At 58.7% G+C, this 24,221-nt stretch carries 28 protein-coding genes; 15 read left to right on the top strand and 13 right to left on the bottom strand.

The window, feature by feature from the left end; translation table 11 throughout:
* Window positions 1–25: 25 nt before the first annotated feature.
* Genes VGL70_23150 through VGL70_23110 form a run of 9 tightly spaced genes read left to right on the top strand, consistent with a single transcriptional unit; the run spans window position 26 to window position 7,330 of the window.
* Window positions 26–1,645 (top strand): FAD-dependent oxidoreductase, encoded by a 1,620-nt coding sequence (locus tag VGL70_23150; protein ID HEY3306429.1) that lies wholly within the window; start codon window positions 26–28, stop codon window positions 1,643–1,645.
* A 14-nt stretch (window positions 1,646–1,659) separates the two neighbouring features.
* Window positions 1,660–2,619: a succinate dehydrogenase/fumarate reductase iron-sulfur subunit gene (locus VGL70_23145; GenBank protein HEY3306428.1), complete on the top strand. Its 960-nt coding sequence runs from the start codon at window positions 1,660–1,662 to the stop codon at window positions 2,617–2,619.
* On the top strand, window positions 2,616–3,497 hold the full coding sequence (locus tag VGL70_23140) for a CoB--CoM heterodisulfide reductase iron-sulfur subunit B family protein (GenBank protein HEY3306427.1): 882 nt from the start codon (window positions 2,616–2,618) through the stop codon (window positions 3,495–3,497). Before VGL70_23145 ends, VGL70_23140 begins: the two co-directional genes overlap by 4 nt.
* Window positions 3,497–3,700: a hypothetical protein gene (locus VGL70_23135; protein ID HEY3306426.1), complete on the top strand. Its 204-nt coding sequence runs from the start codon at window positions 3,497–3,499 to the stop codon at window positions 3,698–3,700. Before VGL70_23140 ends, VGL70_23135 begins: the two co-directional genes overlap by 1 nt.
* 30 nt (window positions 3,701–3,730) lie before the next feature.
* On the top strand, window positions 3,731–5,458 hold the full coding sequence (gene frdA, locus VGL70_23130) for a fumarate reductase (quinol) flavoprotein subunit (protein ID HEY3306425.1): 1,728 nt from the start codon (window positions 3,731–3,733) through the stop codon (window positions 5,456–5,458).
* Window positions 5,459–5,465: 7 nt separating this feature from the next.
* Window positions 5,466–6,212: a succinate dehydrogenase/fumarate reductase iron-sulfur subunit gene (locus VGL70_23125; GenBank protein ID HEY3306424.1), complete on the top strand. Its 747-nt coding sequence runs from the start codon at window positions 5,466–5,468 to the stop codon at window positions 6,210–6,212.
* Between the two features lie 43 nt (window positions 6,213–6,255).
* Window positions 6,256–6,675 (top strand): hypothetical protein, encoded by a 420-nt coding sequence (locus tag VGL70_23120; GenBank protein HEY3306423.1) that lies wholly within the window; start codon window positions 6,256–6,258, stop codon window positions 6,673–6,675.
* 3 nt (window positions 6,676–6,678) lie between these two features.
* Window positions 6,679–7,017 carry a fumarate reductase subunit FrdD gene (frdD, locus tag VGL70_23115; protein ID HEY3306422.1) on the top strand — a complete coding sequence of 113 codons (339 nt, stop codon included), beginning with the start codon at window positions 6,679–6,681 and terminating at the stop codon, window positions 7,015–7,017.
* A 25-nt stretch (window positions 7,018–7,042) separates the two neighbouring features.
* Window positions 7,043–7,330 (top strand): hypothetical protein, encoded by a 288-nt coding sequence (locus VGL70_23110; GenBank protein HEY3306421.1) that lies wholly within the window; start codon window positions 7,043–7,045, stop codon window positions 7,328–7,330.
* A gap of 27 nt (window positions 7,331–7,357) precedes the next feature.
* On the opposite strand, the gene VGL70_23105 is transcribed toward VGL70_23110, so the two are convergent.
* The 10 genes from VGL70_23105 to VGL70_23060 all read right to left on the bottom strand — a co-directional run bounded on the left by VGL70_23105 (window position 7,358) and on the right by VGL70_23060 (window position 14,640).
* Window positions 7,358–7,579, bottom strand: a complete 222-nt coding sequence (locus tag VGL70_23105) for a hypothetical protein (protein HEY3306420.1) — start codon at window positions 7,577–7,579, stop codon at window positions 7,358–7,360.
* Window positions 7,580–7,735: 156 nt separating this feature from the next.
* Entirely contained in the window at window positions 7,736–8,176 is a 441-nt protein-coding gene (locus VGL70_23100) for an FRG domain-containing protein (GenBank protein HEY3306419.1), read from the bottom strand.
* 38 nt (window positions 8,177–8,214) lie between these two features.
* Window positions 8,215–8,571: an Imm8 family immunity protein gene (locus VGL70_23095; GenBank protein HEY3306418.1), complete on the bottom strand. Its 357-nt coding sequence runs from the start codon at window positions 8,569–8,571 to the stop codon at window positions 8,215–8,217.
* A gap of 9 nt (window positions 8,572–8,580) precedes the next feature.
* A complete protein-coding gene (locus tag VGL70_23090; protein ID HEY3306417.1) occupies window positions 8,581–8,748 on the bottom strand; it encodes a type II toxin-antitoxin system RelE/ParE family toxin in 168 nt (55 codons plus the stop codon).
* Window positions 8,736–8,921, bottom strand: a complete 186-nt coding sequence (locus VGL70_23085) for a hypothetical protein (GenBank protein HEY3306416.1) — start codon at window positions 8,919–8,921, stop codon at window positions 8,736–8,738. Before VGL70_23085 ends, VGL70_23090 begins: the two co-directional genes overlap by 13 nt.
* A 78-nt stretch (window positions 8,922–8,999) precedes the next feature.
* Window positions 9,000–9,806 carry an extradiol ring-cleavage dioxygenase gene (locus tag VGL70_23080; protein HEY3306415.1) on the bottom strand — a complete coding sequence of 269 codons (807 nt, stop codon included), beginning with the start codon at window positions 9,804–9,806 and terminating at the stop codon, window positions 9,000–9,002.
* A 62-nt stretch (window positions 9,807–9,868) separates the two neighbouring features.
* On the bottom strand, window positions 9,869–11,050 hold the full coding sequence (locus VGL70_23075; GenBank protein ID HEY3306414.1) for a PilT/PilU family type 4a pilus ATPase: 1,182 nt from the start codon (window positions 11,048–11,050) through the stop codon (window positions 9,869–9,871).
* A gap of 19 nt (window positions 11,051–11,069) precedes the next feature.
* On the bottom strand, window positions 11,070–12,158 hold the full coding sequence (locus VGL70_23070) for a type IV pilus twitching motility protein PilT (GenBank protein ID HEY3306413.1): 1,089 nt from the start codon (window positions 12,156–12,158) through the stop codon (window positions 11,070–11,072).
* A 200-nt stretch (window positions 12,159–12,358) separates the two neighbouring features.
* A complete protein-coding gene (locus tag VGL70_23065) occupies window positions 12,359–12,961 on the bottom strand; it encodes an MBL fold metallo-hydrolase (protein ID HEY3306412.1) in 603 nt (200 codons plus the stop codon).
* 83 nt (window positions 12,962–13,044) lie between these two features.
* Entirely contained in the window at window positions 13,045–14,640 is a 1,596-nt protein-coding gene (locus VGL70_23060) for an ethanolamine ammonia-lyase reactivating factor EutA (GenBank protein HEY3306411.1), read from the bottom strand.
* Window positions 14,641–14,885: 245 nt separating this feature from the next.
* Here VGL70_23060 and VGL70_23055 point away from each other — a divergent pair, with 245 nt between their 5' ends.
* The 4 genes from VGL70_23055 to VGL70_23040 are packed head-to-tail and all read left to right on the top strand — an operon-like array spanning window position 14,886 to window position 22,094.
* Complete coding sequence (locus VGL70_23055) at window positions 14,886–18,176, top strand: DUF4175 family protein (protein ID HEY3306410.1); 3,291 nt, start codon at window positions 14,886–14,888, stop codon at window positions 18,174–18,176.
* Between the two features lie 7 nt (window positions 18,177–18,183).
* Window positions 18,184–19,767 carry a tetratricopeptide repeat protein gene (locus VGL70_23050; GenBank protein HEY3306409.1) on the top strand — a complete coding sequence of 528 codons (1,584 nt, stop codon included), beginning with the start codon at window positions 18,184–18,186 and terminating at the stop codon, window positions 19,765–19,767.
* Between the two features lie 12 nt (window positions 19,768–19,779).
* Entirely contained in the window at window positions 19,780–20,808 is a 1,029-nt protein-coding gene (locus VGL70_23045; protein ID HEY3306408.1) for a MoxR family ATPase, read from the top strand.
* 47 nt (window positions 20,809–20,855) lie between these two features.
* A complete protein-coding gene (locus VGL70_23040; GenBank protein HEY3306407.1) occupies window positions 20,856–22,094 on the top strand; it encodes a DUF4062 domain-containing protein in 1,239 nt (412 codons plus the stop codon).
* 382 nt (window positions 22,095–22,476) lie between these two features.
* On the opposite strand, the gene VGL70_23035 is transcribed toward VGL70_23040, so the two are convergent.
* Genes VGL70_23035 through VGL70_23025 form a run of 3 tightly spaced genes read right to left on the bottom strand, consistent with a single transcriptional unit; the run spans window position 22,477 to window position 23,089 of the window.
* Window positions 22,477–22,686 carry a hypothetical protein gene (locus VGL70_23035; GenBank protein ID HEY3306406.1) on the bottom strand — a complete coding sequence of 70 codons (210 nt, stop codon included), beginning with the start codon at window positions 22,684–22,686 and terminating at the stop codon, window positions 22,477–22,479.
* Between the two features lie 10 nt (window positions 22,687–22,696).
* A complete protein-coding gene (locus tag VGL70_23030) occupies window positions 22,697–22,888 on the bottom strand; it encodes a type II toxin-antitoxin system HicA family toxin (GenBank protein ID HEY3306405.1) in 192 nt (63 codons plus the stop codon).
* Window positions 22,889–23,089 (bottom strand): DUF1902 domain-containing protein, encoded by a 201-nt coding sequence (locus tag VGL70_23025; protein ID HEY3306404.1) that lies wholly within the window; start codon window positions 23,087–23,089, stop codon window positions 22,889–22,891. It lies immediately after the preceding gene.
* A gap of 179 nt (window positions 23,090–23,268) precedes the next feature.
* Between VGL70_23025 and VGL70_23020 the strand changes: the two genes are divergently transcribed.
* Together VGL70_23020 and VGL70_23015 are read left to right on the top strand one after the other, a co-directional pair.
* Complete coding sequence (locus VGL70_23020) at window positions 23,269–23,679, top strand: aspartyl protease family protein (GenBank protein ID HEY3306403.1); 411 nt, start codon at window positions 23,269–23,271, stop codon at window positions 23,677–23,679.
* A 26-nt stretch (window positions 23,680–23,705) separates the two neighbouring features.
* The gene (locus VGL70_23015) at window positions 23,706–24,215 is read left to right on the top strand and encodes a hypothetical protein (GenBank protein HEY3306402.1); all 510 of its coding nucleotides are present in this window, start codon (window positions 23,706–23,708) and stop codon (window positions 24,213–24,215) included.
* Window positions 24,216–24,221 lie beyond the last annotated feature (6 nt).

The raw sequence follows: 24,221 nt of genomic DNA, 5'->3' as shown, positions 1-24,221 counted from the left end.
ACACGCATGCGGAGGCGGATGTTGAATGCAGGAATTTGATGTCTTGGTCATCGGCGGTGGAGCTTCGGGATTGAGAGCGGCGATCGCCGCCAAGCATGCGGGAGCCACCGTTGCCCTCATCACCAAAGTTCATCCCTTGAGAACCAACACGGGGGTCGCCCAGGGCGGTCTCAACGCCCCCCTCGGTAAAGACGACTCTCCAACGAGCTTCGCTGAAGATACGCTCCTGGCAGGAGACGGCCTCTGTGACCGCGAAGTCGTTCAGGGCTTCGCCGCGGAAGCCGCAAAAGAAATCGTCTGGCTCGAGCGAACGGGCGTTCCCTTCAACCGCAACGATGAAGGACGAATAGATCTGCGCCGTTTCGGATCGAACGGCAAAAGCCGAACTTGCTACACGGATGATCGAACCGGACACATCGTGCTCCAGGTGCTCCACGAGCAGTTTCAGCGCGCCGAGATCCCCTCGTTCGAAGAATGGTTTGTCACCTCACTGTCCGTCGACGGAAATGGCTCGGCCGGCGCCGTTGCGTTGAGTCTTCGATCCGGCAGACTCGATGCGTTCGCCGCGCGGGCGGTGATTCTCGCCACGGGCGGGTCCACTCGGATGTATCTCCCTTCGACCGCTTCTCTCGGCACGACGGGAGACGGCCAGAGCCTCGCCTACGCGTCGGGAGCCCGGTTGATGGACATGGAGATGATTCAATTCCATCCCACGGTGTTCCCTAAGAACCAGGCGCTGTTGATCACGGAAGCGGCTCTCGGCGAGGGAGCGGTTGTGGTCGACGGCAAAGGAGAATCGATTCAACTATCGAAGAGTCTACCGAGGGAAAAGATTTGCCTCGCGATTCACAACGCGTCCAAGAACGGCGGCGGCTCGGTCGCCGTCGACCTGAGACCGATCGGCAAGGATAAGCTGCTGTCGCGCTTTCCCCAAACTCACGAGCTGGTCCGGGCGGTTGCCGGCCTGGACATCGCGAAAGAGCCAATACCCATTCATCCGGCGGCTCATCGCTCCGTGGGAGGAATTGAAGCGAACGCGGCAGGCGAAACGTCTCTGCCGGGTCTCTTCGCCGTCGGAGAATGCGCCGCCAACGGCCTCAACGGCGCGGGCCGTCTGGCGGGAAACACTCTGAGTGAGGCGTTGGTCTTCGGCAGAAGAGCGGGAGAGACCGCGGCAAGATATTCCAAGACGGCGCCCAAGAAGAGTTTTCCCGAAACCAAGTTGAGCGATGAAGAAAAACGACTCGCGGCCATTCGTGGACAAAACCCGTCCGGTGATTCCTTGGGCAAAATCCACTCCGAATTGGGACAGTTGATGAATGAAAAAGTGGGTCTGATCCGCGAACGCGCGGGACTGGAAGAGGCCCTCGATCGGATTCAGCGCTTGAAGGAGCGGTACGGTAAGATCAGCGTCAGGAATCCATCGAAGGTCTACAATTACGAGCTTACCGGCTATCTCGAGCTGGGTTCCATGCTGAATTTGGCCGAGATTGTAACCTTGGCGGCCCAGGCGCGAACCGAGAGCCGGGGCGCCCATCGCAGGGCGGATTTTCCCAATCGGGACGACGACAACTGGACGCACCACACTCTTGTGAGCCGGATTCAAGGCGCGCCCCGGTTGAACACGAGACCGGTTGCACGATAAAAAGGAGCTATAGGATGGAAGTCACTTTCAAAATCTACCGCAAGGACCCGGAAAAGGACGGCAAGCCGGGGCGTTCCACCCACGCCGTAAATATTCCGGCCGATGCCACGGTGCTCGACGGTCTGCTGAAGATCCGCGATGAATCGGATCCGACGCTTGCCTTCCGCGCATCCTGCTGCCGGGGTTACTGCGGCGATTGCATGATCCGCGTGAACGGCAGAGCGCGCTTCAGTTGCACGGCCAAGGTCTCCGCCTTTACTGAAAAAGGACCCGAGCTGTCGCTCGATCCGCTTCGCATCGTGCCGGTGATCAAGGATCTCGTTTTCGATTGGGACGCCTTCATGTGGAACAAGATCAAGGCCGTCAAGCCTTGGCTCGAACCCGCGGAGCCGGCGTCCGATGGCGAGAACGTAGTCCCGGACGCTCAGATGAAGGATCTCAGAAAGGCGATGAGCTGCTATTACTGCGGCATGTGCGACGAGGGTTGCACGGTCCTGCCGGTCGATTTCAATTTCCTTGGACCGGCGGCTCTGACCAAGGCCTACCGGTTCGCCTTCGATCCACGGAACCGAGATACGAGAGAACGATTTGCGGTCCTCGAGGGGCCCAAGGGCATCTGGGACTGCGTCCATTGCTATGAGGCGGACGAACATTGCCCCAGAGGCATCGAGCCGACCAAGCGCATCATCGCCCTGAGAGATCTGGCGTTCAAGATGGGCATCAAGAACGAGAAGGTCGCCCGGCATCACCAGAGCTTCGCCGCGTCGGTCAAGGAAAGCGGCTGGCTGGACGAGGGAAGGCTCGCAATAGAATCCGAAGGGCTCACCAATATTAAAGGGCTCATGAAACTTCTCCCGACCGCGGCCAAAGCGATGATGCGCGGCAAGGCGCCTCTGCCTTACCTGCACGCGAAGAGGCCCGGGGCCGATAAAATCAAGAAGATCTTCGAGAAAGGGGAGCAAGAGACAAAATGAAATATGCTTTCTATCCGGGATGCGTCTCCCGCGGCGGCTGTCCGGAACTTTATCCATCGGCCGTAAAAGTCTCGGCCAAACTGGGCATCGATCTGGACGAGTTGAAAGATGTGGGCTGCACTGGCGCCGGCGTGCTTCCCCAATACATCTCCGATCCCATCAACGCGCGCACGTTCGCCAAGGCGGAAGAGCTTGGTCTCCCCGTTATGACCATATGCAGCACGTGCCAAGGAGTCATGAGTCAGGCCAACTATCGGCTAAAAGGCGACCCGGAGTATCGAGCAAAGATCAACCGAGAATATCTTGCCGAGGAGAAGCTGGAGTACAAAGGGACGACCGAAGTGAAGCATCTTCTCTGGGTCCTTTTTGAAGATTACGGGATCGAGCGGCTAAAGTCCTTGCTCCGAAGACCGCTCAAGGGTCTGAGGGTCGCTCCTTTTTATGGCTGTTATATCCGCCGTCCTCCGGAGGCCATCACTCCCACTAAAGAACTCAACCGGCGAAAAAATTATCTCGACGAGCTGATAGGGATTTTGGGCGCCGAGCTGACGGACATCAGCGGCAAGGGAAAGTGCTGCGGATTTCCCATCCTGACGGCCAACGAGGAGAATTCCCTCGCCATGGTCGGCAAGCACACCGGCGAGGCAAAAGAAAAAGGCGCCGACTGCATGGTTACCCCTTGTCCACTCTGCCACCTGAACTTGGACGGAAACCAACCCAGGGCGGAGGCGCAAGAGGGAAAAGAGATCGGACTGCCGATTCTCCATTTGCCTCAGTTCCTGGGCTTGGCCCTTGGCTTCGACCCCGGTGAGATGAATCTAAAGCGCCACATCGTCCCAACCCAGACGGTCGAATCCAAGGTGAGCATGCTGACGTAGTGGAAACCGAAGGCAAAAAGCTCAACCCCGTTAACTTGGCCCGGCAGATCCTTAAGTTCCGCAAGGAGAAGCACCCCTATGGTTACAACTATGCGGTAAGGGTCCGCCTCGGCCACGCGGAGATTCAGGACCTCACGGCCATAGCCGAGATTCTTTCCGCCGTGGAAGAGCTCGGATATGAAATCGTAAAAAAAACCACTTGAGCAATCTCTTTCGACTCTAAAGAAGCAACCATGATTACACATGATATTATCTTGATCGGCGGCGGCGGCGCCGGCCTGCGCGCCGCGATCGCCGCCGCCGAGCAATCGAGCAGGCTCTCGATCGCCGTCGTCTCGAAGGTCTATCCGATGCGCAGCCACACGGTATCGGCCGAAGGCGGCACCGCCGCGGTGATGCGCGACTACGACAGCCTGGATCTCCATTGCAAGGACACGATTTTCGGCGCCGACTTTCTCGCCGACCAGGACGCGGTCGAAGAGTTCGTCAGAGAGGCCCCGGGAGAGCTCATCCAGCTCGAGCATTGGGGCTGCCCGTGGAGCCGCGACCCGGACGGCCGCGTCAGCGTGCGCTCGTTCGGCGGCATGAGCGTCGACCGCACCTGCTTCGCCGCCGACAAAACCGGCTTCCACATGCTGCATTCGCTGTTTCAAACCTCGCTCAAGTACGACAATATCGTGCGCTACGACGAGTTCTATGCCACCTCCCTGCTCGCCGACGACGGAAAAATCCGCGGCGCCACCGTGATCAACATCTACAACGGCCGCCTGGAAACGATCGCGGGAAAGGCCGTGATCCTGTGCACCGGCGGAGGCGGCCGGGTCTTTCCCTTCACGACCAACGCGGCGATCAAGACCGGTGACGGCATGGCGATGGCCTATCGCGCCGGAGTGCCGCTTAAGGACATGGAATTCGTCCAGTATCATCCGACCGGGCTGCCGGGCACCGGCATCTTGATCACCGAGGCGTCGCGCGGCGAAGGCGGCTGGCTCAAGAACAAAGACGGCTACCGTTATCTCCAGGATTATGGTCTAGGCCCGCCGACGGACAAGCCGACCCATCGCAAGATGGAGCTCGGCCCGCGCGATATCCTCTCGCGATGCCACATGCAGGAGTATTACAAGGGCCGGACCTTCGAAGGGCCCTACGGACACTACGTCCACCTCGATCTCCGCCACCTGGGGGAAGAGATCATCAACCAGAAGCTTCCTTTCGTGCGCGAATTAGCCAGCAAATATGTCGGGATCGATCCGGTCTACGAGCCGATTCCCGTGCGGCCGGTGGTGCACTACATGATGGGAGGAGTCCACACCGACAAAAACGGCAAGACGCCGCTCGAAGGGCTCTTCGCGGCCGGCGAGACCGCCTGTGTCTCGATCAACGGCGCCAATAGGCTCGGCTCCAATTCGCTGACCGAGTTGCTCGTCTTCGGCGCGCGCGCCGGCCGCGCGGCCGTGCAATATGCCGCGAGCCGGCCGGCCTCTTCGCAGCGCCTCGAAGCGCTGGCGCGCGACGAGCAGCAGCGCCTCGACCGGCAGTTCCTGAAAAAACAGGGCGGCAAAGAGAAGATCACCAACATTCGCCAGGAGATGCAGAAGGCGATGGAGGACGGGTGCGGCATCTACCGCAAAGAGGAAGAGATGAAAAAGACCTGCCAACTTCTGCGGCAACTGCGCGAGCGCTTCGCCGACATCGCCATCGAAGATCGCGGCGAGATATTCAACACGCAAGTCACCGCAGCTTTGGAGCTGGACTTCATGCTCGACGTGGCGGAGGCTGTCGCGCATTCCGCGCGCAACCGCAAGGAGTCGCGCGGTTCGCACACCCGCACCGACTTCCCCAAGCGCGACGACCCGAACTTTCTCAAGCACACTCTCGCCCACCGCACTCCCGACGGGCCGAGGATCGAGTACCTGCCGGTGACGATAACCCGCTGGCAACCGGAGGAGAGGAAATATTGAGGAGACCATGGCTGAACCGACCGTAACCTTGAAGGTGACCCGCTACCGTCCGGGGAAAGATTCCGCTCCGACGCTGCAAAGCTACTCGGTGCCGTATCGCCAGGATTGGGTAGTGCTGGACGCGCTGAACCACATCAAGGATCAGATCGACGGAACGTTGAGCTATCGCTGGTCGTGCCGCATGGGCGTGTGCGGCAGTTGCGGCATGATGGTGAACGGAGTCCCCAAGCTCACCTGCGCGGCTTTTCTACGCGACTATCACGGGCAGGAGATCCGCGTCGAGCCGCTCGTCAATTTCCCGATCATCCGCGACCTGGTGATCGACATGAACGATTTTATGGACAAGTTGAAGAGCGTAAAATCGTGGCTCGTGCGCAAGGTCGAAAAGCCCGTGACCGAGGGCGAATACCGCCAGACTCCGGCGGAGCTGGAGAAGTTTCACCAGTTCACGCAATGCATCAACTGCATGCTCTGCTACGCGGCCTGCCCGGTCTACGGCCTGGAGCCGGAGTTCCTGGGCCCTGCGGCGATTGCGCTCGCGTACCGCTACAATATGGATTCGCGCGATCAGGGACGGGATCAGCGGCAGGAACTTTTGGGCAGCCATCACGGCGTATGGGAGTGCACCTTCGTCGGCGAGTGCTCGGAGGTGTGCCCCAAGCACGTCGACCCGGCCGCCGCGATCCAGCGCTCCAAAGTCGACCTCGCCAAAGACTGGTTTAAGTCGATGCTGCTTCCATGGGGTACGAGATGATCCATTCGACTCAGCTCAGGATCATCCTGAGGAGGATCGAAGGATGAACGGAACCGCGGTCAGACCGGACAAATCGAAGCTCTATTATCCCAAGATGCCGCGGACGTGGTGGCTCCAAAAGCCCGCGTATCTTCTCTTCATGCTGCGCGAGTTGTCGAGCGTTTTCATCGCTATCTTCTTGATCGTTTTCCTGGTGCAAATCTATCAACTGACCAAAGGGCCCGAGGCCTACGCCGCCTTTGTCCAGAAGCTCAGCTCGCCGGGTTGGATTTTATTTCACATCGTGGCTTTGTTGTTCGCGGTATATCATAGCGTGACGTGGTTCGAGTCCACCGCCGTCGTTATGCCGATCAAACTGGGGGAGCGTGAATTGCCCCGCCAACTGGTTTTTGCCGTGAATATCGGCGCCTGGATCGCGGTGTCGGCGGCTATTTTGATTCTGTTTCTCGCGCTTCGAAGTTGACCCGTGTCTTCAACGAACAAAAATATCGAGCCGCTTTGGTGGGGACTCTTCTCGGCGGGCGGAGTGGTCGCCGCCTTCCTGGTGCCTATTCACATATTTATTTTCGGCCTTGCCGTTCCCCTCGGCTGGATACCCGACACGGGCGAGCTCTTCCGCCACTGGCCGGTCAAGATTTATCTCTTCGTCCTGATCGCTCTCCCTCTCTACCACTGGGCCCACAGATTTTATTTCACCGTGAACGATATGCGTCTGGGAGTTCCGCGCGGACCGCTGGCGGTTTTTTGCTACGGCGGCGCCGTCGTTGGAACCGTCATGACCTTATGGGTTCTGTTGCAGTTGTGAATGGAAAAAACCCCGGAGGTGCCTCATGGCTGATGAAGGGGAAAAACTCACGCAGGCGGAATTCGTCAAAAAGGCGATCGTCAGCTTGAGGAAAGAGCCCTACAAGGGCATCCACACCATCTACTCGGGCTTCAACGACGCGTTCCGCGCTTATTTCAACAACGAAGACCCGATCAAATGCACCAACCAGCTCGCCGAGGAAGGCGTCATCGTGATCCGCCCCGTCCGCGGGGGCGTCATGCTCTATCTCCCCGAAGACGCGCCCGCCGGCCGAACGTCGGGCAAAGACGTGCTGAAGAAAATGGGACTGTAAGTTCCACGATTTCCGCCTGAGCCTCTTTCATTCGCGCCCTGGTTTGCTGTCCACGGCTCGAAGCTCGGGGAATGGGATCAGAGCGGCCAGATTCCCCGCGAAACCGTCCAGTCCCGGAAACAAAGTCGCCGAGCTCATATTCATCGCGAGCAGTTCTTTCGTCGTCTCCTGAAGGAATTGCCGGTCCGATGGCAGGGAGATCTTAACGACGAGTTTCTCGGGAGCGTCCACCGCTTCCAGATTTTCCATGAAGGGTTTCGTAATATCGCCCGGAACAACGAATATGCTCTGTTGGAGAATCAAGCGTTGGTTCATTTTCGAGGGATTCAAGGGAAACACGAGGGCATGAGGGGCGAGTGGTTGATGATCGCGCCGACCGTCGACTGTTTCTTGGCGTTGGGATCCTCATTCAGCAAGCTTTTTAAATGATCCCTGGCTTCCACCACTTCTCGAACGCGGCCGAGATTCATGGCCCAGACGCGGCTGCTCACCCGTGCCGGATCGGCTGATGGCGAAGTAGACGGCCACGAAGAACGAATAGGTCCAATCCAGGAGCCGGGTCGGGGCTCCGTGATGCCGCATCAATGCGAGCCACCCGATGATATCGTCTTCATCGGGTTGGCTCGTTAAATACAAATGCGCCTCACGCTTGAAGCGGCGGAGAAGGCCGTTCTCGATGTCCGGCATCTCGGACCAGTTACGTCCCCAGCGGTCTATCGATGCGCGTTCGAGGCTCGTCTTGAAGCCCGGCGTGGCCCGGTCGCCGCGGAAGCACCACTCGCCGGACCTGAAGTCTCTGTACCGGTCGAGAAGATCGCGCCAGTTACGTATGGGTTCTGATGCCATCAGAGTTCAAATCCTGTGCGAAAGTATTCCGGACAAAGTTACTGACTCGCCGCCGGATTCGAGTCGTCGAACTGCGAAAGCAGTTCTTTGTTCAGCTCGACCTTGACTTCTCTCCAGGTGGGGCAGGCGCAACGCGCGAATAACTGCGCGATCGCCTGAGCGACTCCCGGCCAATCGAATTTGGGAACGAGAAGCTTGCCGCGGCCCCATTGCGACTCTGCGCTGCGAGCGAGAGAAAGCGGCGTGACCACCGTAAAACTAAAAGCCTCCTCCCCTTCGCCGTCCTTGGGGCCGACTAATACTTGAAAATGAATCTCGCAATCGCTCGGGTCCTCAGGCAGATTCGGCGGGTCGAGGTCCGGGCTATGGATGCGGCGAATTTCGGGATAGATCATTTTTGTTTTCTAGAGCTGGTACCGATCACCCATCTCAGGAAGGTTGGCCAGTTTCTGCGTTAACTCATAGATGCCGTTGACGGTTCTGGCGGCCGCCTTCGGATTATCTGCGGCAATATACCCGAAGATGTCCTCCAGCCAACGCTCGGCTTCCGCTGTCCAAGTTATTTTTGCCATGAGCGGATGCGTCGCGCCATCTCGTCGTTTGAGATGACTCGGCCCGCGTCCGAGTCGGCCAACCCACGCTCGACCATGACGTGAAATGCCAGTTCACGTACGATCTCTTCGCGCGAGCTGTCGTCTGGTTGATCTTCAATCAGTTTGGTCAGTTCTTCTTTCGCTTTGGACATGGTCCGCGCCTCCAGGCTATGTTAATCCTGCCACACCCGGAGAATGCGATCAAATAGCACTTGTCTCTCATGCTTGAATCACCCCGGCAGCAGACTCACCACCGCGTTCCCCGTCCCCGAGGACGGGCCGTAGGCGTGGAGCTTGCCGCGGAAGGCGACGCCGGTGGCACCGAGGAGGATCGCCAGGTGGCGGCCGCCCATTTCGGCGTCTACCGTTTTGCAGAAGGAAGGAAAAAAAGATTTGATCTCCGCGGCTCGACCTTTAGTCACCAGCTCGACGAACTGGTGGTCGAGTTTTTGATCTTCGTCCTTGGGCCATCTCTCCGGGCCACGCACGAGCTTGTGCGAGAGCGCGCCGCTGGCGATGACCACCGCGCGCTTCGAGCCGGCGCGAATCGCTTCGGCGATCGCCTCGCCGAAGCGGAGACATTCCGCTATGTCCCCCATGATGCAGCTCGACACGGGAACCACCGGAACGTCGAACTTCGGCGTCAAGTAGCGGATCGGATTCACCGTGCCGTATTCGAGCATGAAGGGCTCCGCCGCCGTGCAGATCACCGGGATGCCCTTCTCTTTTCCTTTGGCGGCGATTGCGGCCGCCAGCTCCGGATCGCCGGGAAAATCGTAGGGCACGCCGGCGATGATCTCCGGCGCTTCCGACGAGGTGAGTACGCCTTTGTGCCGCTTGTGTCCGAGCACGTAGTGATTAAAGGTCGTCACCCAGTGGGTGGAAGCCTGGATGAGAACGTCGGGCCGAAGCTCGGCGACCACCTCGCCCAGCTCGTGCATCCCGCGGATCATCTCGCGCGTGAAAGCCGGCGCGGTGGACTCATCCGCGATGCGCGGCGTATGCGTGACGATCAACGCGCCGACAATGGAACCCATGGCGGATGAATTGCCGAGTCTCGCAGTGAATCTGACTCAAATCCGAAACTCGAAACTTATTTTTAGATCTTCCTGAACGGCCTCCCGGCCGCCGGCTTCAAACCCTGGATTTGCATGCCTGCGGGCTTTTCCACCGACGGCTTGACTTCCTCTTCCAATAGCCGGTCGAGCGCGTCGTCGCCCTTCAAGCCCTCGAGCTTGATCTTGATGCGCAGGTTGTTGGCGCTGTCGGCGTTCATGATCGCCTGCTCCAGGCCGATCTTGCCTTCTTTATAAAGAAGGAAAAGCGCGTGATCGAAAGTCTGACAGCCTTCCTGAATACCCTGCTCCATCGCTTCCTTGATGACGTCGACCTGGCCTTTTTTAATCAGCTCCTTGACCCGCGGCGTGTCCATGAGAATTTCGATCGCGGGCACGCGCTTGCCGTTCACGCCCGGGATCAGTCGCTGCGAGATGATGGAGCGCAAGTTGAGCGAGAGCTGCATCAGAACCTGGGCGTGGCGCTCTTCGGGAAAGAAGTTGAGGATGCGCTCGAAGGACTGGTTCGCATTGGTGGAATGGAGAGTGGCGAGACAGAGATGGCCCGTGTCCGCGAACGTAATCGCGGTCTCCATGGTGTCCGAATCGCGAATCTCGCCGATCAGGATCACGTCCGGCGCTTGGCGCATCGCGTTCTTCAGAGCGTCGCCCCACGATTGGGTGTCGAAGCCCAGCTCGCGCTGGTTGACGATCGATTTCTTGTGCCGGTGGACGAACTCGATCGGGTCCTCGACGGTGATGATGTGGCCGGGCGCGTTGGTGTTCCGATAATCGATCATCGCCGCGAGCGTGGTCGATTTTCCCGAGCCGGTGGCGCCGACCAAAAGGACCAGGCCGCGCTTGGTCATGGCGATGGTATTGAGGATCGCCGGCAACCCCAACTCGTCCAACGTCTCGATCTCGACCTTGATTCTCCGGATCACGATTCCCACCGAGCCGCGCTGGCGAAAGGCGTTGACGCGAAACCGGCTGAGCCTCCGGTACGACAGAGCAAGATTCATTTCCATCGAGTCGCTGAATTGCTGCCACTGGCGCTCGTTCATGAAGGACTTGGCGAGCATTTCCAACTCCTCCGGCGTGAAGACGTGATCGCCGATCGGCTGCACGACGCCTTGAATCCGGTACATCGGCGGGCTTGCGACGGTGAGATAAATATCGGACGCGTCCTTTTCCACCATGACGCTGAGAAAATCGGTAAGATTCATAATTCCCTCCGGCTGAATCTCAAAGGGCCCGGCCCCGGGCGGCTGTTCCTCCGACTCCGAAAGCGCCGGCGCCGAACAGATTCGGAGTCATGCTCTTGGCCTGCGCCTCTTCCTGGGTCACGAGGCCGCGCGAGACCAGGTCGACCAGCGCCATGTCCATCGTCTGCATGCCGTCTTTTTGGCTCACCTGCATCGTGCCCGGTATCTGGTGAATCTTTCCCTCGCGGATCAAGTTGCGGATCGCCGTGGTGCCCGTCATGATTTCCAGCGCGGCCAATCTTCCGTTTCCGCCCTTTTTCTTGAGCAACGTCTGGGTGATCACCGCCTCGATGGACTCGGCGAACTGGGAGCGGATCTGCGACTGCTGTGTCGGCGGAAAAACGTCGATCACGCGATCGACCGTCTTGGGCGCGCTCGACGTATGCAAGGTGCCGAGGACCAGGTGGCCGGTCTCGGCGGCTGTGAGCGCCAGCTGAATGGTTTCGAGATCTCTCATCTCGCCGACCAGGATGATATCCGGATCCTCGCGCAGCGCCGCTCTCAGCGCGTTGGCGAACGAATGGGTGTGGAAACCCAGCTCTCTTTGATTCACCAGGCATTTCTTGGATGGGTGCACAAACTCGATCGGGTCTTCGACGGTGAGGATGTGGCCTTCGAAGTCGTTGTTGAGATGGTCGATCATCGCGGCCAGCGTCGTCGACTTCCCGGAGCCCGTCGGTCCGGTGACGAGCACCAGCCCTTTTTCTTTTTCGCAGATTTGCTTCAAGATCGCTGGCATGCCGAGCTGCTCGAGCGTGAGAATCTTCGATGGGATGGTGCGAAACACGGCGCCCTCGCCCTTCCGCTGCATGAAGACGTTCACCCGGAAGCGGGCGATATCGCCCAGCTCGAAGGAAAAGTCCACTTCGCGCGTCGCTTCGAAGGTCTTGCGCAGCGCGTCGTTCATGATGTCGTAAACCATGCTGTGGACTTCTTCTTTCGTCAGAGCCGGATGGTCGAGTTTTTTCAGATCGCCGTGGATGCGCATCATTGGCGGCTCGCCCGAGCTCAAGTGGCAGTCCGACGCGCTTTGCTCGACGCCAAAGGCAAGCAACTTCGTTATATCCATAAACGCCTCCGCAATCAGCGCCTATAATACACTAGTTGGCGGTCGGGGTAAACGTTCCTGCGAATGCCGGAAAATGGCCGAGCTTACGGCCTAAGCGATGATCTGAAAGAAGGATTGACGCGAACGGGTGGTGAAACTGCATTGGCCCGGAGAGAGACGCGCAGCGGTCGGATGGTGACTGGCCCTTTGTGGCGGGTCTGTCAGGCGGGAAATTTGGCGACGAGTTCTTGTAGTCGCGCCTTGGCGCCTTTCAGTATCGGCTCTCCGTCTCCCGTCAAAAGCGCGTCGAAATCCAGGACCAGCAGCGCTTCCACGCTTTCGCGCAGGCGCGCCGGATCGTCCATGACCCTTTCAGGGAGAAGCCCGCAGTGTCCCGGAGGATTGCCGATGACGGCGTCGCCGACGATAAGAATACTCCGCTCGGGCCAGTGAAGCGCGATTTCTCCGGCAGATTTGCCATGCGCTCCGACCACAACGAACGGCCCCGCCTTCGCGCCCACTTTAAGCTCGTCATCCAGCTCGGTTCCCTGGCCGCGCGCATGCGGCGCATCGGCGGGGTGGATCGCCGTGCGCGCCCCGGTGCGGGCGCGGATTTTATTCGCGGCGCGCGAGTGATTGCGGTTGGTGAGGAGAATACGCGAGACGCCGCGGCGGGCCAGCTCTTCCAGGTCCTCTCCGCCCGGCTCGACCGGATCGACGCAGAGATTGCCTTCAGGGTGAAGAACGAGATAGCCGTTGAAGTTGTAGCCGTGCGGCTCGGAGAACCAGGGCCAGGTGAAGATTCCAGGAAGGATTTCGCGCATGCGTTTTAACGCTGAGGGCCGAGTGCTGAGTAACTGCTCGAACTCCCTTGCTCAGTCCTCAGCACTCATCGCTCAGCACTTTTTTAGTGTTCATGATCGTGGTCGTCGTGATGATGCACGTGTCCCCGCCCGTGCTCCGTGTGGCGGAAGATCAGCGACTTGATCACCACCGGAACGGCGCGGGCGTCGGGAAGCTCCTCGCCGATATCGATGAAGTCGAAATCTTTGAGATCGATGCCGTCGATCGAGATGATACCGGCGCCCGGCAATAGCTCTCTTTCGAGGATGTTGCCGACAAGCTTGGCGATATCGGCGTCGAAGACCAGCACCAACGGCTGTCCCCTGTCCACGTGGTCCTTCATCGCCTCCGCCACTCCCTGGGCCAGATTGCGAATCAGCGGATAGGACGGGCCGAGCTCCCAGTGAATAGCCAGCGCCGCCGGCCGCTCGCCGTCGTTGATGTCGAAGCGCTGCAGCGACCGCAGCACCGCCTCTTTCACCACCGCCGGCTGAAGCGGCTCGTGCTGGTGGAAATGCGGCGTCACGACCTGGAGATTTCTCAGCGGCAGAAGCTCGCCGTGCGATAGGTAGATGGTATTGCCGCTCACCTGGACGGTGTATTGCGACGCGCCGATGACCGTTGCCCGGATGCGGACGTCGGCGGGCTTCAACGGTATCTTCGCCGCCAGCTTTTCCGCCCGCTCGCGCACCCGCCGCCCCATTTGATTGCCCAGGTCTCCGAGATTTCTCTTCTCCAAGCCGTAGACGTACTCGGAGACGCCGCCGGAAAACATCAGCGCGTCAACCCGGTCCGTATAATCGAGCTCCGGGGTCAGCAGCAGGCTCTTGACGAAAGGAGAAAGCGCGCCGCGCTCCACCACTTCGAAGAGCGAGTCGCAGAGAAGGGCCGCCATTTTCTCCTTCTCGTCGTCTTTCATCGTCTGTCCCAGCGCGAGCTTGATGCCGGCCTGGTTGCCGATCTTGACCCCCGTGTCTTCCAGACGGTTGATCTTGCCCTGCTCGTCCATCGCGACCAGGCGCGCGCCGACTTCCACGGCGCAGGTGTCGATCACCTTGCCGTTTTGCGTGATGGCGATTTTGCTCGTGCCGCCGCCGAGGTCCACGTTCATCACGGTGTAATTATTTCCCTCGTGCATTGTCAGATGCACCGCGCCCGAGCCGTAGGCCGCGAGGATCGCCTCCAGATTGTGTCCGGCGGTGGCGCAGACAAATTTTCCCGCCTGGGCGGAGAACAGCGCCGAGATCGCCTCGGCGTTTTTCTTCTTGGCCGCTTCGCCGGTCACGATGACCGCGCCGGTGTCGATGTCCTTCGGCGTCAAGCCGGCCCTTTGATAGGCCTCGTGGATGAAATCGCCGAGCTTGTCGGTGTCGATCGTGGTCTTGTCTATATAGGGCGTCAGCAGGATCGGCGACTCGTGGAGAACCTCTCGCTTGACCACGACGAAGCGGCTGGAAAGCGCGATGCCCTGGCGCCTTAAAAGCAGGCGCGAAAAAATCAGATGCGACGTGGAGGAGCCGATGTCGATCCCGACGGACGTGAGCGATATGCGCTCCGAGCGCCACATTGGGTGGTCTTCGTCCATCGGCATGCCGCCTTCGTTCTCGTCGTCTTCATATTCCTCGTGGAGATAATATTCCTCGGTAGATGGTTCAAACATCCTGCGATATTCCTTTCCTAATTTGTTTTCGTCTCACGATTGAACCATTTGCATACCATAACAAAAGCCGGCTTGCCAATGATCGCTGCATGGCTCCGAAGATAAAATTTTGTAGGGGCGACCCCCCGTGGTCGCCCGAAAAAAAGGGCAGGCACAGGGGCCTGCCCCTACAAAGAACCGTTGTTGAACCATTACCCGAGCATGGACAAGGCAGAGTTGGAATAGTAAGATGAGCACACTGCAACATGGGCCAGGAAGAGTACAGCGAATTAGCCTCTTTTCTCCAGCGCTTCATCCGCCGCTTCCGCGCCGTCAAGGGCCTGGAAGGACTCTGCCTCATCGGGATCTGCCTGGTCCTGCTGTTCTCGCTCGGCCTGGCGGTCCGGGAGATCAAAGCCTTCTTTCCCTACGCGCCCGTCATTTATTGCCTGCTCGCCGCGGCTCTTTTGATCCTGCCTTTGGGCTGGACGCTGTTTCAGCTCTGGCAGCGCGCCTCCGACGAATGGGCGGCTCTCTATATCGAAAAGAAATGCCCGCATCTTAGAAACAACTTGATCAATTCGCTCCAGCTTTATCCGCAGATCGCGGGCGAGAACAGGCCCGCCGAAATTTCCGCCTCGATGGTGCTGGCCCTTTTGCGCGCCACCCGCCGGCAGCTCCACTCGCTGCGCGCCGAAGAGCTGGTCAACGCCGCGCCCGTCAGGGCGAAAGGCCGGCTCTTGGGAATTTTGTTCGTCCCGGTTCTCGCCGTTGTCCTGTTCGATCCGTCTTCGTTGAGCGACACGTTCAGTCTCCTCGCCCATCCTCTGAAAGACATCCCGCCGTCGGAGATTAGGATCGACCTTGCGCCGAAAGGGATCCGCGTCGCGCGCGGCTCCGCCGTGACGCTCAGGGCCGCGGCGGCGGGCGCGATTCCGAAATCGATGGACCTCCTGCTCGCCTCGGGCGCCGACGCCGCGGAGGAAAGAATTTCAATGGAGGCGCTCGGCGGAGGAAAATTCACCGCCACGTTGAACGACGTCAAAGGCACCGTGTCTTACCGCGCCGTCGCCGGCGGCTTTTCATCTCCGCGCTACACGCTGGAAGCGATCGATCCGCCCGAGATCGGCAACCTTAGCGCCACACTGTATCCGCCGCACTACGCCGGCCTGCCTACCGAGACGATTCAGGGCGGAAACATCGACGGCCTCAGAGGCTCGACGATCCGCCTGGAGGCGGCGACCAGCAAAGACGTTATCAAAGCCAAGCTGCTGCTCGACGGAGCGAAAGAAGTCCCGCTCAGAATAGACGGAAGAAAGCTGCAGGCGAATCTCGTCATGTTTCAATCGCAGCGCTACCAGATCCAGGTGGAGGATGCGCTCGGCTTCGGCAACCAGCCCATTTTATACGAGATCCGCGTCCGCCCGGACGGCTTTCCGACGGTCGAATTATTGCAGCCTGGCGAAGACCTCGATGTCAATGGGGATGAAAAGTTGCCGCTGGAATTCAGCGCGCGCGACGACTTCGGCATTCAGGAAGCGGCGCTGTCCATCAAGATCGGCGAGCGCCAGGAAAAGATTTCCATCAAGCTCGACGGCGCCAAAAAACTGATCCCCAGACAGCGGTTCGACTGGGACCTGGGGAGGCTCGGCCTTCGCGAGGGAGACGAGGTCGTTTACAACTTCGAAGTCCAGGACAACGATACCATCTCCGGCCCTAAGATCGGCATCTCGCGCGCGCTGAGACTCAGGCTCAAGAACCTCCGCGGCGAGCACAAGCAGGTCGCCGACATGATCCGCGACTTGTCCGGCCGCATGGTCGATCTCCTGGCCGACCATTTGGAAAAGCCTGCGGGAGAGAAGCAGGCGGCGGCTCCGGAAGCCGACCACGACAAAAACTTCGAGAACAAGCTCGGCGAGATGGTGAAAACCGTCGAACAGGTCATGCAGCGGAGCGAGAAGGACCGCCTGACCGATTTCGCGACCTGGTCCGATCTCGAAGCGCTCAAGCGCAACCTCGAATTCACCAAGAACGACCTGCTCAGGCGCCAGGAGCAGGCGACCGGAGAGGAAAAAGAAAAGGCGCGCGACGACATCTCCACCGAATTGGAGCGGATGTCGCTGCTCTCGGAGGAGATCGGCAAGCGGCTCAAGGCCGAAGAGCTCGCCGGCTCGGCCCGCGATCTGATGAAGGGCCAGGAGCGGTTCATGGACGCGCTGGAAAAACTCCGCAGCGGCGACAAGAATCTCGACGCGGTGCTGAAACAGCTTTCCGAGATGGCCAAGCAACTGAGCGCGCTGCAGCAGGCGCTGTCGCAGTTCGCTATGCGCCTGCCGGACGACTTCATGAACAGCGAAGCGATGCGCGGCCTCAACTTCGGCGACATGTTCTCCGCCATGGAAGCGATCCGGAAGAAGCTCGCGGCGGGCGACATCGAAGGCGCCATGCAGCTCGCGCGCGAGCTGTTCAACCAGATGGCCTCGATGCTGGCGGCGCTCCAGGCGGGGCAACAGTCGGCGATGTCTTCGAGCATGGGCCGCATGCAAGGCGAGATGATGCGCTCGGCCAACGAGCTGCAACAGATCGCCCGCGAGCAGCAAGAGCTGCTGGTCGAGACCGAGAGCGTCAACAAGAAGACGCTCGCCGAACGCGAAGCCGTTCTCAAGGAAAAACTCGAACGCTTCATGTCGAAGGCGAACCAGGAGCTTTCCCGTCTCGCCGAGATGTTCCCCGACATCGAGGGCGGCGGCAAGCCGAGCGAGGACGCCCTGGACGAAGCGACGGTGAACAATCTGGTGAAAGAAATGATCGGGCGGCTGTTGAAAAAAGACTTCTCCGGCTTCGACGAGATCATGGGCATGGCCGGGAAGGAGCTGGCGAAGAAACGCACGCGGGAGCAGGAAGCCAAGGGACAGCAGGCCGAGGCGAGCCTCAAGGGGCTCAAAGGCGAGCTGGAGTCGCTGCTGCGCCTGCCGCCGTCGGCGCTCAAAGACGAGGAGCGCGCCGGCCTCCGCGACCTCGAGCGGCGCCAGGGAACGCTCAAAGAGCGCACGGAGGAGCTGCACGAAAAATTGGAATCGCTCTTTCAGCTCTTCCCGTCGCTCGATCCGCAGATCACCCAGAACATCAAAGGAGCGGGCTCATCCATGGGCAAGGCGCAGGGACGCCTCGGCGAGCTCGATTCGCAGGGCGCGGTGCCGCCGGAGCGCCAGGCCCTCGAGCAGCTCTCGCAGTCGCAGCAGCAGATGCAACAATCCATGCAGCAGCTCGCGCAGCGCGGGCAGCTCGGCCGGATGCCGGTCTCGCGCCTTTTCCGCATGGGCCGGTTCCTGCCTTCCGGAGAGCTGGTGCCGCTGCCGGGCATGCCGCAGTTCCCGGAGTTCGACGTCGAGGGCGGGATCACCGGCCTCGACACGGAGAAATTCCGCCTGCCCGGCAAAGAGGACTACAAAGTTCCGCGCAGTTTCCGCGAGGAGATTCTCGAATCTCTCAAGCAGGGCGTGCCGAGCCAGCACAAAGAGCAGATCGAGAGCTATTTCAAAAATCTCTCAGAGTAATCCCGCTTTGAAATTCAAAGTTTTTTTCCCTCTCGCTTTTTTTCTTCTTGCCGCGCTTCCCTTCTTGGCCTGGAGCGCCGAGGAGAACCCGCGCATCAAGCAGGCGCAGGAGTATCTCGACGCCTGGAAGGTGTCCGAGGCGGAGGCGATTTCCGCCGCGCTGCTCAAAGAGACGCCCCGCTCCGCTCCGGCGCTCGACCTCGCCTCGCAGTTGAGCTTTTACCAGGGCCGCTACGACGATGCGCTGCGCCACATCGAGCAGGCATTGGCGATCGACTCCGCCAACGAGCGGCGCCAGGCGCTCCGGCTCTTGGCGCAGCAGACCCGCGACCGGGTCGGCAAGATGAAGCGCTATGAGAGCGAGCATTTCATTCTCCATCTCGACGAGCAGAAGGACGGCATCCTGGCGCCGTACGCGCTCGATACCTTGGAGAAAAGCCACCGCGCTCTCGGCCAGGCGCTGGGCTACACCCCGCCGGCGAAGGTGCGCGTCGAGATAGCGCCGGATGCGGTCGCGTTCAACGCGATCTCGACGCTTTCGCGGCGCGATATCGAAGAGACCGGGGCCGTCGGCATCTGCAAGTTCAACAAGATCATGACCATCTCTCCGCGAGTGCTCTTGCAGGGCTATCGCTGGCTCGATTCGCTCAGCCACGAGTACCTTCACTACGTGATCGTCGGGCTCTCGGACAACAAAGCGCCCATCTGGCTGCACGAGGGCACGGCGCGCTTCTACGAAACCTTGTGGCGGCACGACAAATCCAGAGCCGCCGCGGACTATCTCACGCCGGCCAACCAGACGTTGCTGGCCCAGGCGCTGGCGAAAAATAGTTTCGTCGGGTTTAAAAAAATGGAGCCGTCGCTGATTTATCTGGAGACTCCGGAGCAGGTGCAGCTCGCCTACGCCGAGGCCGCGTCGGCGGTCGATTTCCTGGTCCACGGAAAGGGCGACGCCGCGGTCCGCGAGCTTATGTCCGAGCTGAAAACGAGGCCGACGCCGGAGGCGATCGAAAAAACCACGGCGAAGCCGTATGCGACGTTCGAAGCGGAATGGAAAGCGTTTTTGAAGGCGAAGCAGTTGAAAGAAATCGAAGGCACCCGGGTAAGGAAGCTCAAGGTCGTCGGCGACCAGCAAAAAGAAGCGGAGGAGGCGGTGGAGCTGAAGGAGATCCAGTCCGCCGTCGCGCGCAATCGCACGCATCTCGCGGACCAGCTTCTGGAGCGAGGCCGGGCCGCCGCCGCGACCGAGGAGTATCGCCGCGCCTTGCAGGCCAGTCCAGGTTCCCCTATTATTTTAAACAAGCTGGCGCGGGTCCTCATCAGGCAGGAGCGCTATCAAGAAGCGCTGCCGCATCTCAAGCGGGCCCAGGATCTCGATCCCGATTCGGTCGGCACCTACGTTCAGTTGGGACGGCTGCGCCACGCGAGCAAGGAATTCGCCGCCGCCAAAGCCGACCTCGAAGAGGCGCTCCAGATCAATCCGTTTAATCCGGAGATCCACCGCCTGCTTTCCGAAGTCTACGGCGCGCTGGGCGAGCAGGAACAGGCGAAGAAGGCCAGAGCGACTTTGGAACGGCTCATGAAGCGATAGAAAGGGCGAGGAATGGAGCAAAGCGAGATCAACGACCGGGAAATCGCAGCGATCGAAGAGTTTTCCGCCACGCGGGACTCGATGGTGGACGAGATCCGCAAGGTCATCGTGGGCCAGGAAAGAGTGATCGAAGAGGTGCTGATCGCGCTTTTCTCCCGCGGCCATTGTCTTTTGGTCGGCGTGCCGGGGCTGGCGAAAACGCTTTTGATCGGCACGCTGGCGGAGATCCTCGATCTCGATTTCAACCGCATCCAGTTCACGCCGGACCTGATGCCGTCGGACATTACCGGCACGGATATCTTGCAGGAAGACGCGGCCACCGGACGGAGGAAGTTTCAATTCATCCAGGGACCGATCTTCACCAACATCCTGCTCGCGGACGAGATCAACCGCACGCCGCCGAAGACCCAGGCGGCGCTCTTGCAGTCGATGCAGGAGTACAAAGTCACCGCCGGGGGCCAGACCTACGCTCTCGATCTCCCCTTCTTCGTGCTCGCGACGCAGAACCCGATCGAGCAGGAAGGCACCTATCCGCTCCCGGAGGCGCAGCTCGACCGCTTCATGCTCAACATCGAGATCCAGTACCCGCCGTTCGAAGACGAGGTGCAGATCGTGATGCAGACGACTTCCACGAGCAAACCCGCGCCGCGGAAAGTCATGGACGGCGCGGCGATCCTTCGCTACCAGGACCTCGTTCGCCGCGTGCCGGCCTCGCCCTTCGTGATCGGCTACGCCGTTTCGCTGAGCCAAAAATCCCGGCCGCACAACGCCGACGCGCCGCAGTTCGTCAAGGACTACATCGAATGGGGCGCCGGCCCGCGCGCGTCGCAATATTTAATCCTCGGCGCGAAAGCGCGAACCATTTTGCAAGGACGCTACGCCGTTTCGGTCGAAGACATTCAGGCGCTCGCGCCTTCCGTGCTGAGGCACCGCATCATGCCCAACTTCAAGGCCCAGGCCGACGGACTCACATCGCTCGACATCATCGGCCGGCTCTTGAGCGAAGTGAAGCCGGAAGAAGATGGGAAGGGGAAGAGGTAAACTCCACGCGGGGCGAGTCGCTAGAAAACCGCCGATAAGACAAGATTATGCAGATCTCTAGTGAATATCTGTTCCCGATTTTCATTAGCTCAACTGATTACAATCTTTTAGATTTGAGGGCTGAACTGGCTCATCATTTGAACGATATGGGCTATCGGCCGATACTTAGTTCTGCCGAGGGATTTCCAGATCGTTTTCCGGAATTGGAACCTTGGGAATCATGCTTGCCCGTTTTGGAAAGCTGCTTTGTTACTATCTTGGTTATCGACGGCCGCTACGGGAACAGCTTCGATTGGCCGCATTTTAGCCTATGCTTTGGTGACCGAAAATTATCACCTACCCATGCTGAATATGCTTATGCTCATAAGTTAAGAAAGAGGATGCTCGTATTTATCCGAGATGACGTTCTGACCCATTATCAGAGTTACCGGACCGCTATGGCGAAGGCCAGTGGAGATCCTGAAAAAGCTCGTGATCTCCTCGCTCACACGTTGCCGCAGAGAATAGCCTTTGAAACTCTACAGTTCGTCGAGGAGGTTAAAACGACTAAGCCCATTCCTTGGATCAAGGGTTTTGCTGACGTAACCTCGATAAAAAAAGAGATACAAAAAAAGATGCTGAATGAGCTCTCAGAAGTGTTCATGATTAAAAATAGGCACCTTGAGACCGTTGTAAATGCGTTTTCGATAGCTATCGATGAACTCGCTCCCGAAAAACGCAAAGAAGTGCTTCTATCTATCGGCGCGACACGCGAGTTGATGCAACAAATTGACGCACATTCAAACACCGTCCAGGTGCTACGTGAGGAAGAACGCCGATTGAAGACAGAACTACAAAAGGCACGTGAAGAAATTGAACAAGGAAAGAAATCAGAAGAAGAAAAAGCCGCGCTGGAAGCAAAAGTTAAGAAATTGTCTGATGAGACTAACAAATTAAGACGCGAAATTACGGAACGTGAACAAGCGAATACGGCATTTATTTTAGGAGGTGCCGGCGGCGGGGCGGGCGGTTACTTTCCCTCACACTACTCTACGCCTAGCGCACACCTCGCTGCTAGTGGATCAGTCGGTGTATTCGGTCAAAGCGGTTATCCGTCTTACGTATCTGCATTAGGATTTGATAAAGCCCAACAATGCGCTGGCTGTGGGCGAAATGATTTTTCCGGCGGCCTCTTCGGTTTTAGACAATGCCATAAATGCCAGAAGTACTATTGTATGTCGTGTTGGCCCTATACTGATAGTTTTGCCAGCATGGTACCTGATACCTGCCGGGGCTGTAATAAATAGAGACCGCTCTGCACAGTGTCACCAGTGATGAGTGAAGGCCGTCGGAAAAGGCAGACGGCGTTGAAGGCTGCGCATGGCGACCTCTACACGGAGGTGTCTCGCCTCGTGCGCGAGGCGGATTCAATTCAACTTATATCAAGAGGGGCTCCCGACGACGAATATGATCCGGAAGTGAGTACGATTTTGCCGCGGCTCCGCGAGGCAAAGTCGCCCGACGACGTCCAGCGGATCGTGCACGTATAATTCTGACCGTCATTCCGACCGAGCGGGCAGCAGCACGCGAGAGCCGGAATCCAGGAAACACCAGGAAAACTGGATTACCGCTTTCGCGGTAATGACGAAAAGGAGAGACCGACTTATTCCGTGAGCTTCTGACAGGACCTTACCGACCTGATTTTGAATCGTCGAGCGGCCACATTCGCACCGCACGTCCACGCGCTCGCAAGATAGGTTCCACCATTTTTTGCATTTGCACGACGATGCGCACTTTTTGAGCGAAAGGCAGCGCGGCCAACTCGCGCCGGCGGCGCTCCTTCGCGGCGATGAGTCGGGCGATTTCCGGCGGTAGATAAGGATCGTCGAGGTCTGACACAAAAGGCCTATCATTTTGGATCGGGTATGCCGAGTTGACGACAAATTTTTCTGGCTAAAAGATCCGCAATCTCGGTGTGACGCGGTACAGTAACGACCCGGCGCGGATCGGCAAGATTCACATACTTAGTATGTTTCGCTCCTTCCTCGGCAAGAACACAACCGAAACGTACCAAGTGCCGGATCAACTCCCTGCGTTTCACTCAAATCTCGATCTGCTCGATCACAACTTTTGCTTTTGGAAGCTTGGAAAGATCGACGGGCTCTCGGATCATGCGAACGGCATCGGCAAGATTTTCACGGGCCTCCTTTAGCGTAGCTCCTTGGGTAAGCGCTCCGGGAACATCCTCGCTCCAAGCCACCCACCATTTACCGTCTTTAACGAAACTTGCTTGGATTTTCATGCGTCCCTCCAATGCTCTGTTCACCGCTTCCCATTCTACGTGATTTAGCGCTGCTACAGCAATAGGAAGAAATGGAGGATTCGGGCTCGCGCCAGCTTGGCCGAAATGACGACTAACTTTTGAGCGTTTCCTTTCGTTCGAATCCGGTAGTATAAATTTACTCTGGACAGCCGATTGATATGGGTCTCACAGTTTTAGAAGTTGAAGTCGGAAATCCGGAAAAGCCGGAGGTCACGGAGAAAGTCGAGTTTTTGATCGACTCTGGGGCCATCTATTCCGTAGTTCCTGCTCCGATCCTAAACAAACTTGGAATAAAGCCTTTGTCCGAGCAGCAGTTCAGATTGGCGGATGGAACGCAGGTAATTCGCAAAAAGGGAGCCGCTGTTTTCAAATATGGAGATCGGATAGGCGGCGCGGATGTCGTCTTTGGAGTAGAAGACGATCATGTTCTTCTTGGCGCCTTGACCCTGGCAGCGTTGGGATTGTTTCTTAACCCACTAACGCGAGAGCTAAAACTGTTGCCGATGATTCTTGCCGGCTTTCCGAGAAGGCAGGCAATTAATTCTTCGTCTTCTTTTCCGCCTGTTTGACAAAAGCGCCTCAATCCCGGCTTTCTGTGAGTCTTCTCCTCAAACAATCCCATTCTGAAACTGTCGATGGAATTGAGATCATAGGTAGCCCAGCGTTCATTGTATGCACGAAAGAAGCGCTGGCACTGCTCGGGCGGACGCCGTTTTTTAACGTCATCCCGCGTTACATTGCCGTCATCCAACAAGGAAGGCGCAGCGGGATGCGCGCCGACGCCGAACGGCCGACGTTTGTTGTCGGCAAGCGAACGTGGAATCACTCGGCATTGTGGTACGCCGGCGCGATCGCGCACGACGGTTATCACTCCAAACTGTACCAGGAAGCGCGCGCGGCTACGGGCGCGAAGCCGGCCGCCGATTCCTGGACCGGAACGGACGCTGAAAAGAAGTGCCTTGCGTTTCAGATAGAGGTGTTGCAATCGCTGCACGCCGACGAGGAGACTGTGGCGTATCTCAAGCAGGTGGAGAAAAATCCCACCTATCAGGGCCGCAACCACGGCTGGCGCTCCTGGTGGGATTATTGGAAACGGCGCTGGTAGGATGAT

This window comes from Candidatus Binatia bacterium (assembly GCA_036504975.1).
Taxonomy (GTDB): domain Bacteria; phylum Desulfobacterota; class Binatia; order UBA9968; family UBA9968; genus JAJPJQ01.
Note: the sequence above shows the minus strand (reverse complement) of the source record. Positions and strands in the feature narration are given on the sequence as shown.

Coding starts and splice junctions, on each gene's coding strand:
- VGL70_23075 (HEY3306414.1), bottom strand. CDS start 11,050: ATGAATCTTACCGATTTTCTCAGCGTCATGGTGGAAAAGGACGCGTCC.
- VGL70_23055 (HEY3306410.1), top strand. CDS start 14,886: ATGGGCCAGGAAGAGTACAGCGAATTAGCCTCTTTTCTCCAGCGCTTC.
- VGL70_23140 (HEY3306427.1), top strand. CDS start 2,616: ATGAAATATGCTTTCTATCCGGGATGCGTCTCCCGCGGCGGCTGTCCG.
- frdA (HEY3306425.1), top strand. CDS start 3,731: ATGATTACACATGATATTATCTTGATCGGCGGCGGCGGCGCCGGCCTG.
- VGL70_23080 (HEY3306415.1), bottom strand. CDS start 9,806: ATGGGTTCCATTGTCGGCGCGTTGATCGTCACGCATACGCCGCGCATC.
- VGL70_23090 (HEY3306417.1), bottom strand. CDS start 8,748: ATGGCAAAAATAACTTGGACAGCGGAAGCCGAGCGTTGGCTGGAGGAC.
- VGL70_23125 (HEY3306424.1), top strand. CDS start 5,466: ATGGCTGAACCGACCGTAACCTTGAAGGTGACCCGCTACCGTCCGGGG.
- VGL70_23065 (HEY3306412.1), bottom strand. CDS start 12,961: ATGCGCGAAATCCTTCCTGGAATCTTCACCTGGCCCTGGTTCTCCGAG.
- VGL70_23020 (HEY3306403.1), top strand. CDS start 23,269: ATGGGTCTCACAGTTTTAGAAGTTGAAGTCGGAAATCCGGAAAAGCCG.
- VGL70_23145 (HEY3306428.1), top strand. CDS start 1,660: ATGGAAGTCACTTTCAAAATCTACCGCAAGGACCCGGAAAAGGACGGC.
- VGL70_23045 (HEY3306408.1), top strand. CDS start 19,780: ATGGAGCAAAGCGAGATCAACGACCGGGAAATCGCAGCGATCGAAGAG.
- VGL70_23095 (HEY3306418.1), bottom strand. CDS start 8,571: ATGATCTATCCCGAAATTCGCCGCATCCATAGCCCGGACCTCGACCCG.
- VGL70_23040 (HEY3306407.1), top strand. CDS start 20,856: ATGCAGATCTCTAGTGAATATCTGTTCCCGATTTTCATTAGCTCAACT.
- VGL70_23085 (HEY3306416.1), bottom strand. CDS start 8,921: ATGTCCAAAGCGAAAGAAGAACTGACCAAACTGATTGAAGATCAACCA.
- VGL70_23150 (HEY3306429.1), top strand. CDS start 26: ATGCAGGAATTTGATGTCTTGGTCATCGGCGGTGGAGCTTCGGGATTG.
- VGL70_23120 (HEY3306423.1), top strand. CDS start 6,256: ATGAACGGAACCGCGGTCAGACCGGACAAATCGAAGCTCTATTATCCC.
- VGL70_23110 (HEY3306421.1), top strand. CDS start 7,043: ATGGCTGATGAAGGGGAAAAACTCACGCAGGCGGAATTCGTCAAAAAG.
- VGL70_23105 (HEY3306420.1), bottom strand. CDS start 7,579: ATGGAAAATCTGGAAGCGGTGGACGCTCCCGAGAAACTCGTCGTTAAG.
- VGL70_23070 (HEY3306413.1), bottom strand. CDS start 12,158: ATGGATATAACGAAGTTGCTTGCCTTTGGCGTCGAGCAAAGCGCGTCG.
- VGL70_23060 (HEY3306411.1), bottom strand. CDS start 14,640: ATGTTTGAACCATCTACCGAGGAATATTATCTCCACGAGGAATATGAA.
- VGL70_23100 (HEY3306419.1), bottom strand. CDS start 8,176: ATGGCATCAGAACCCATACGTAACTGGCGCGATCTTCTCGACCGGTAC.
- VGL70_23025 (HEY3306404.1), bottom strand. CDS start 23,089: ATGAAAATCCAAGCAAGTTTCGTTAAAGACGGTAAATGGTGGGTGGCT.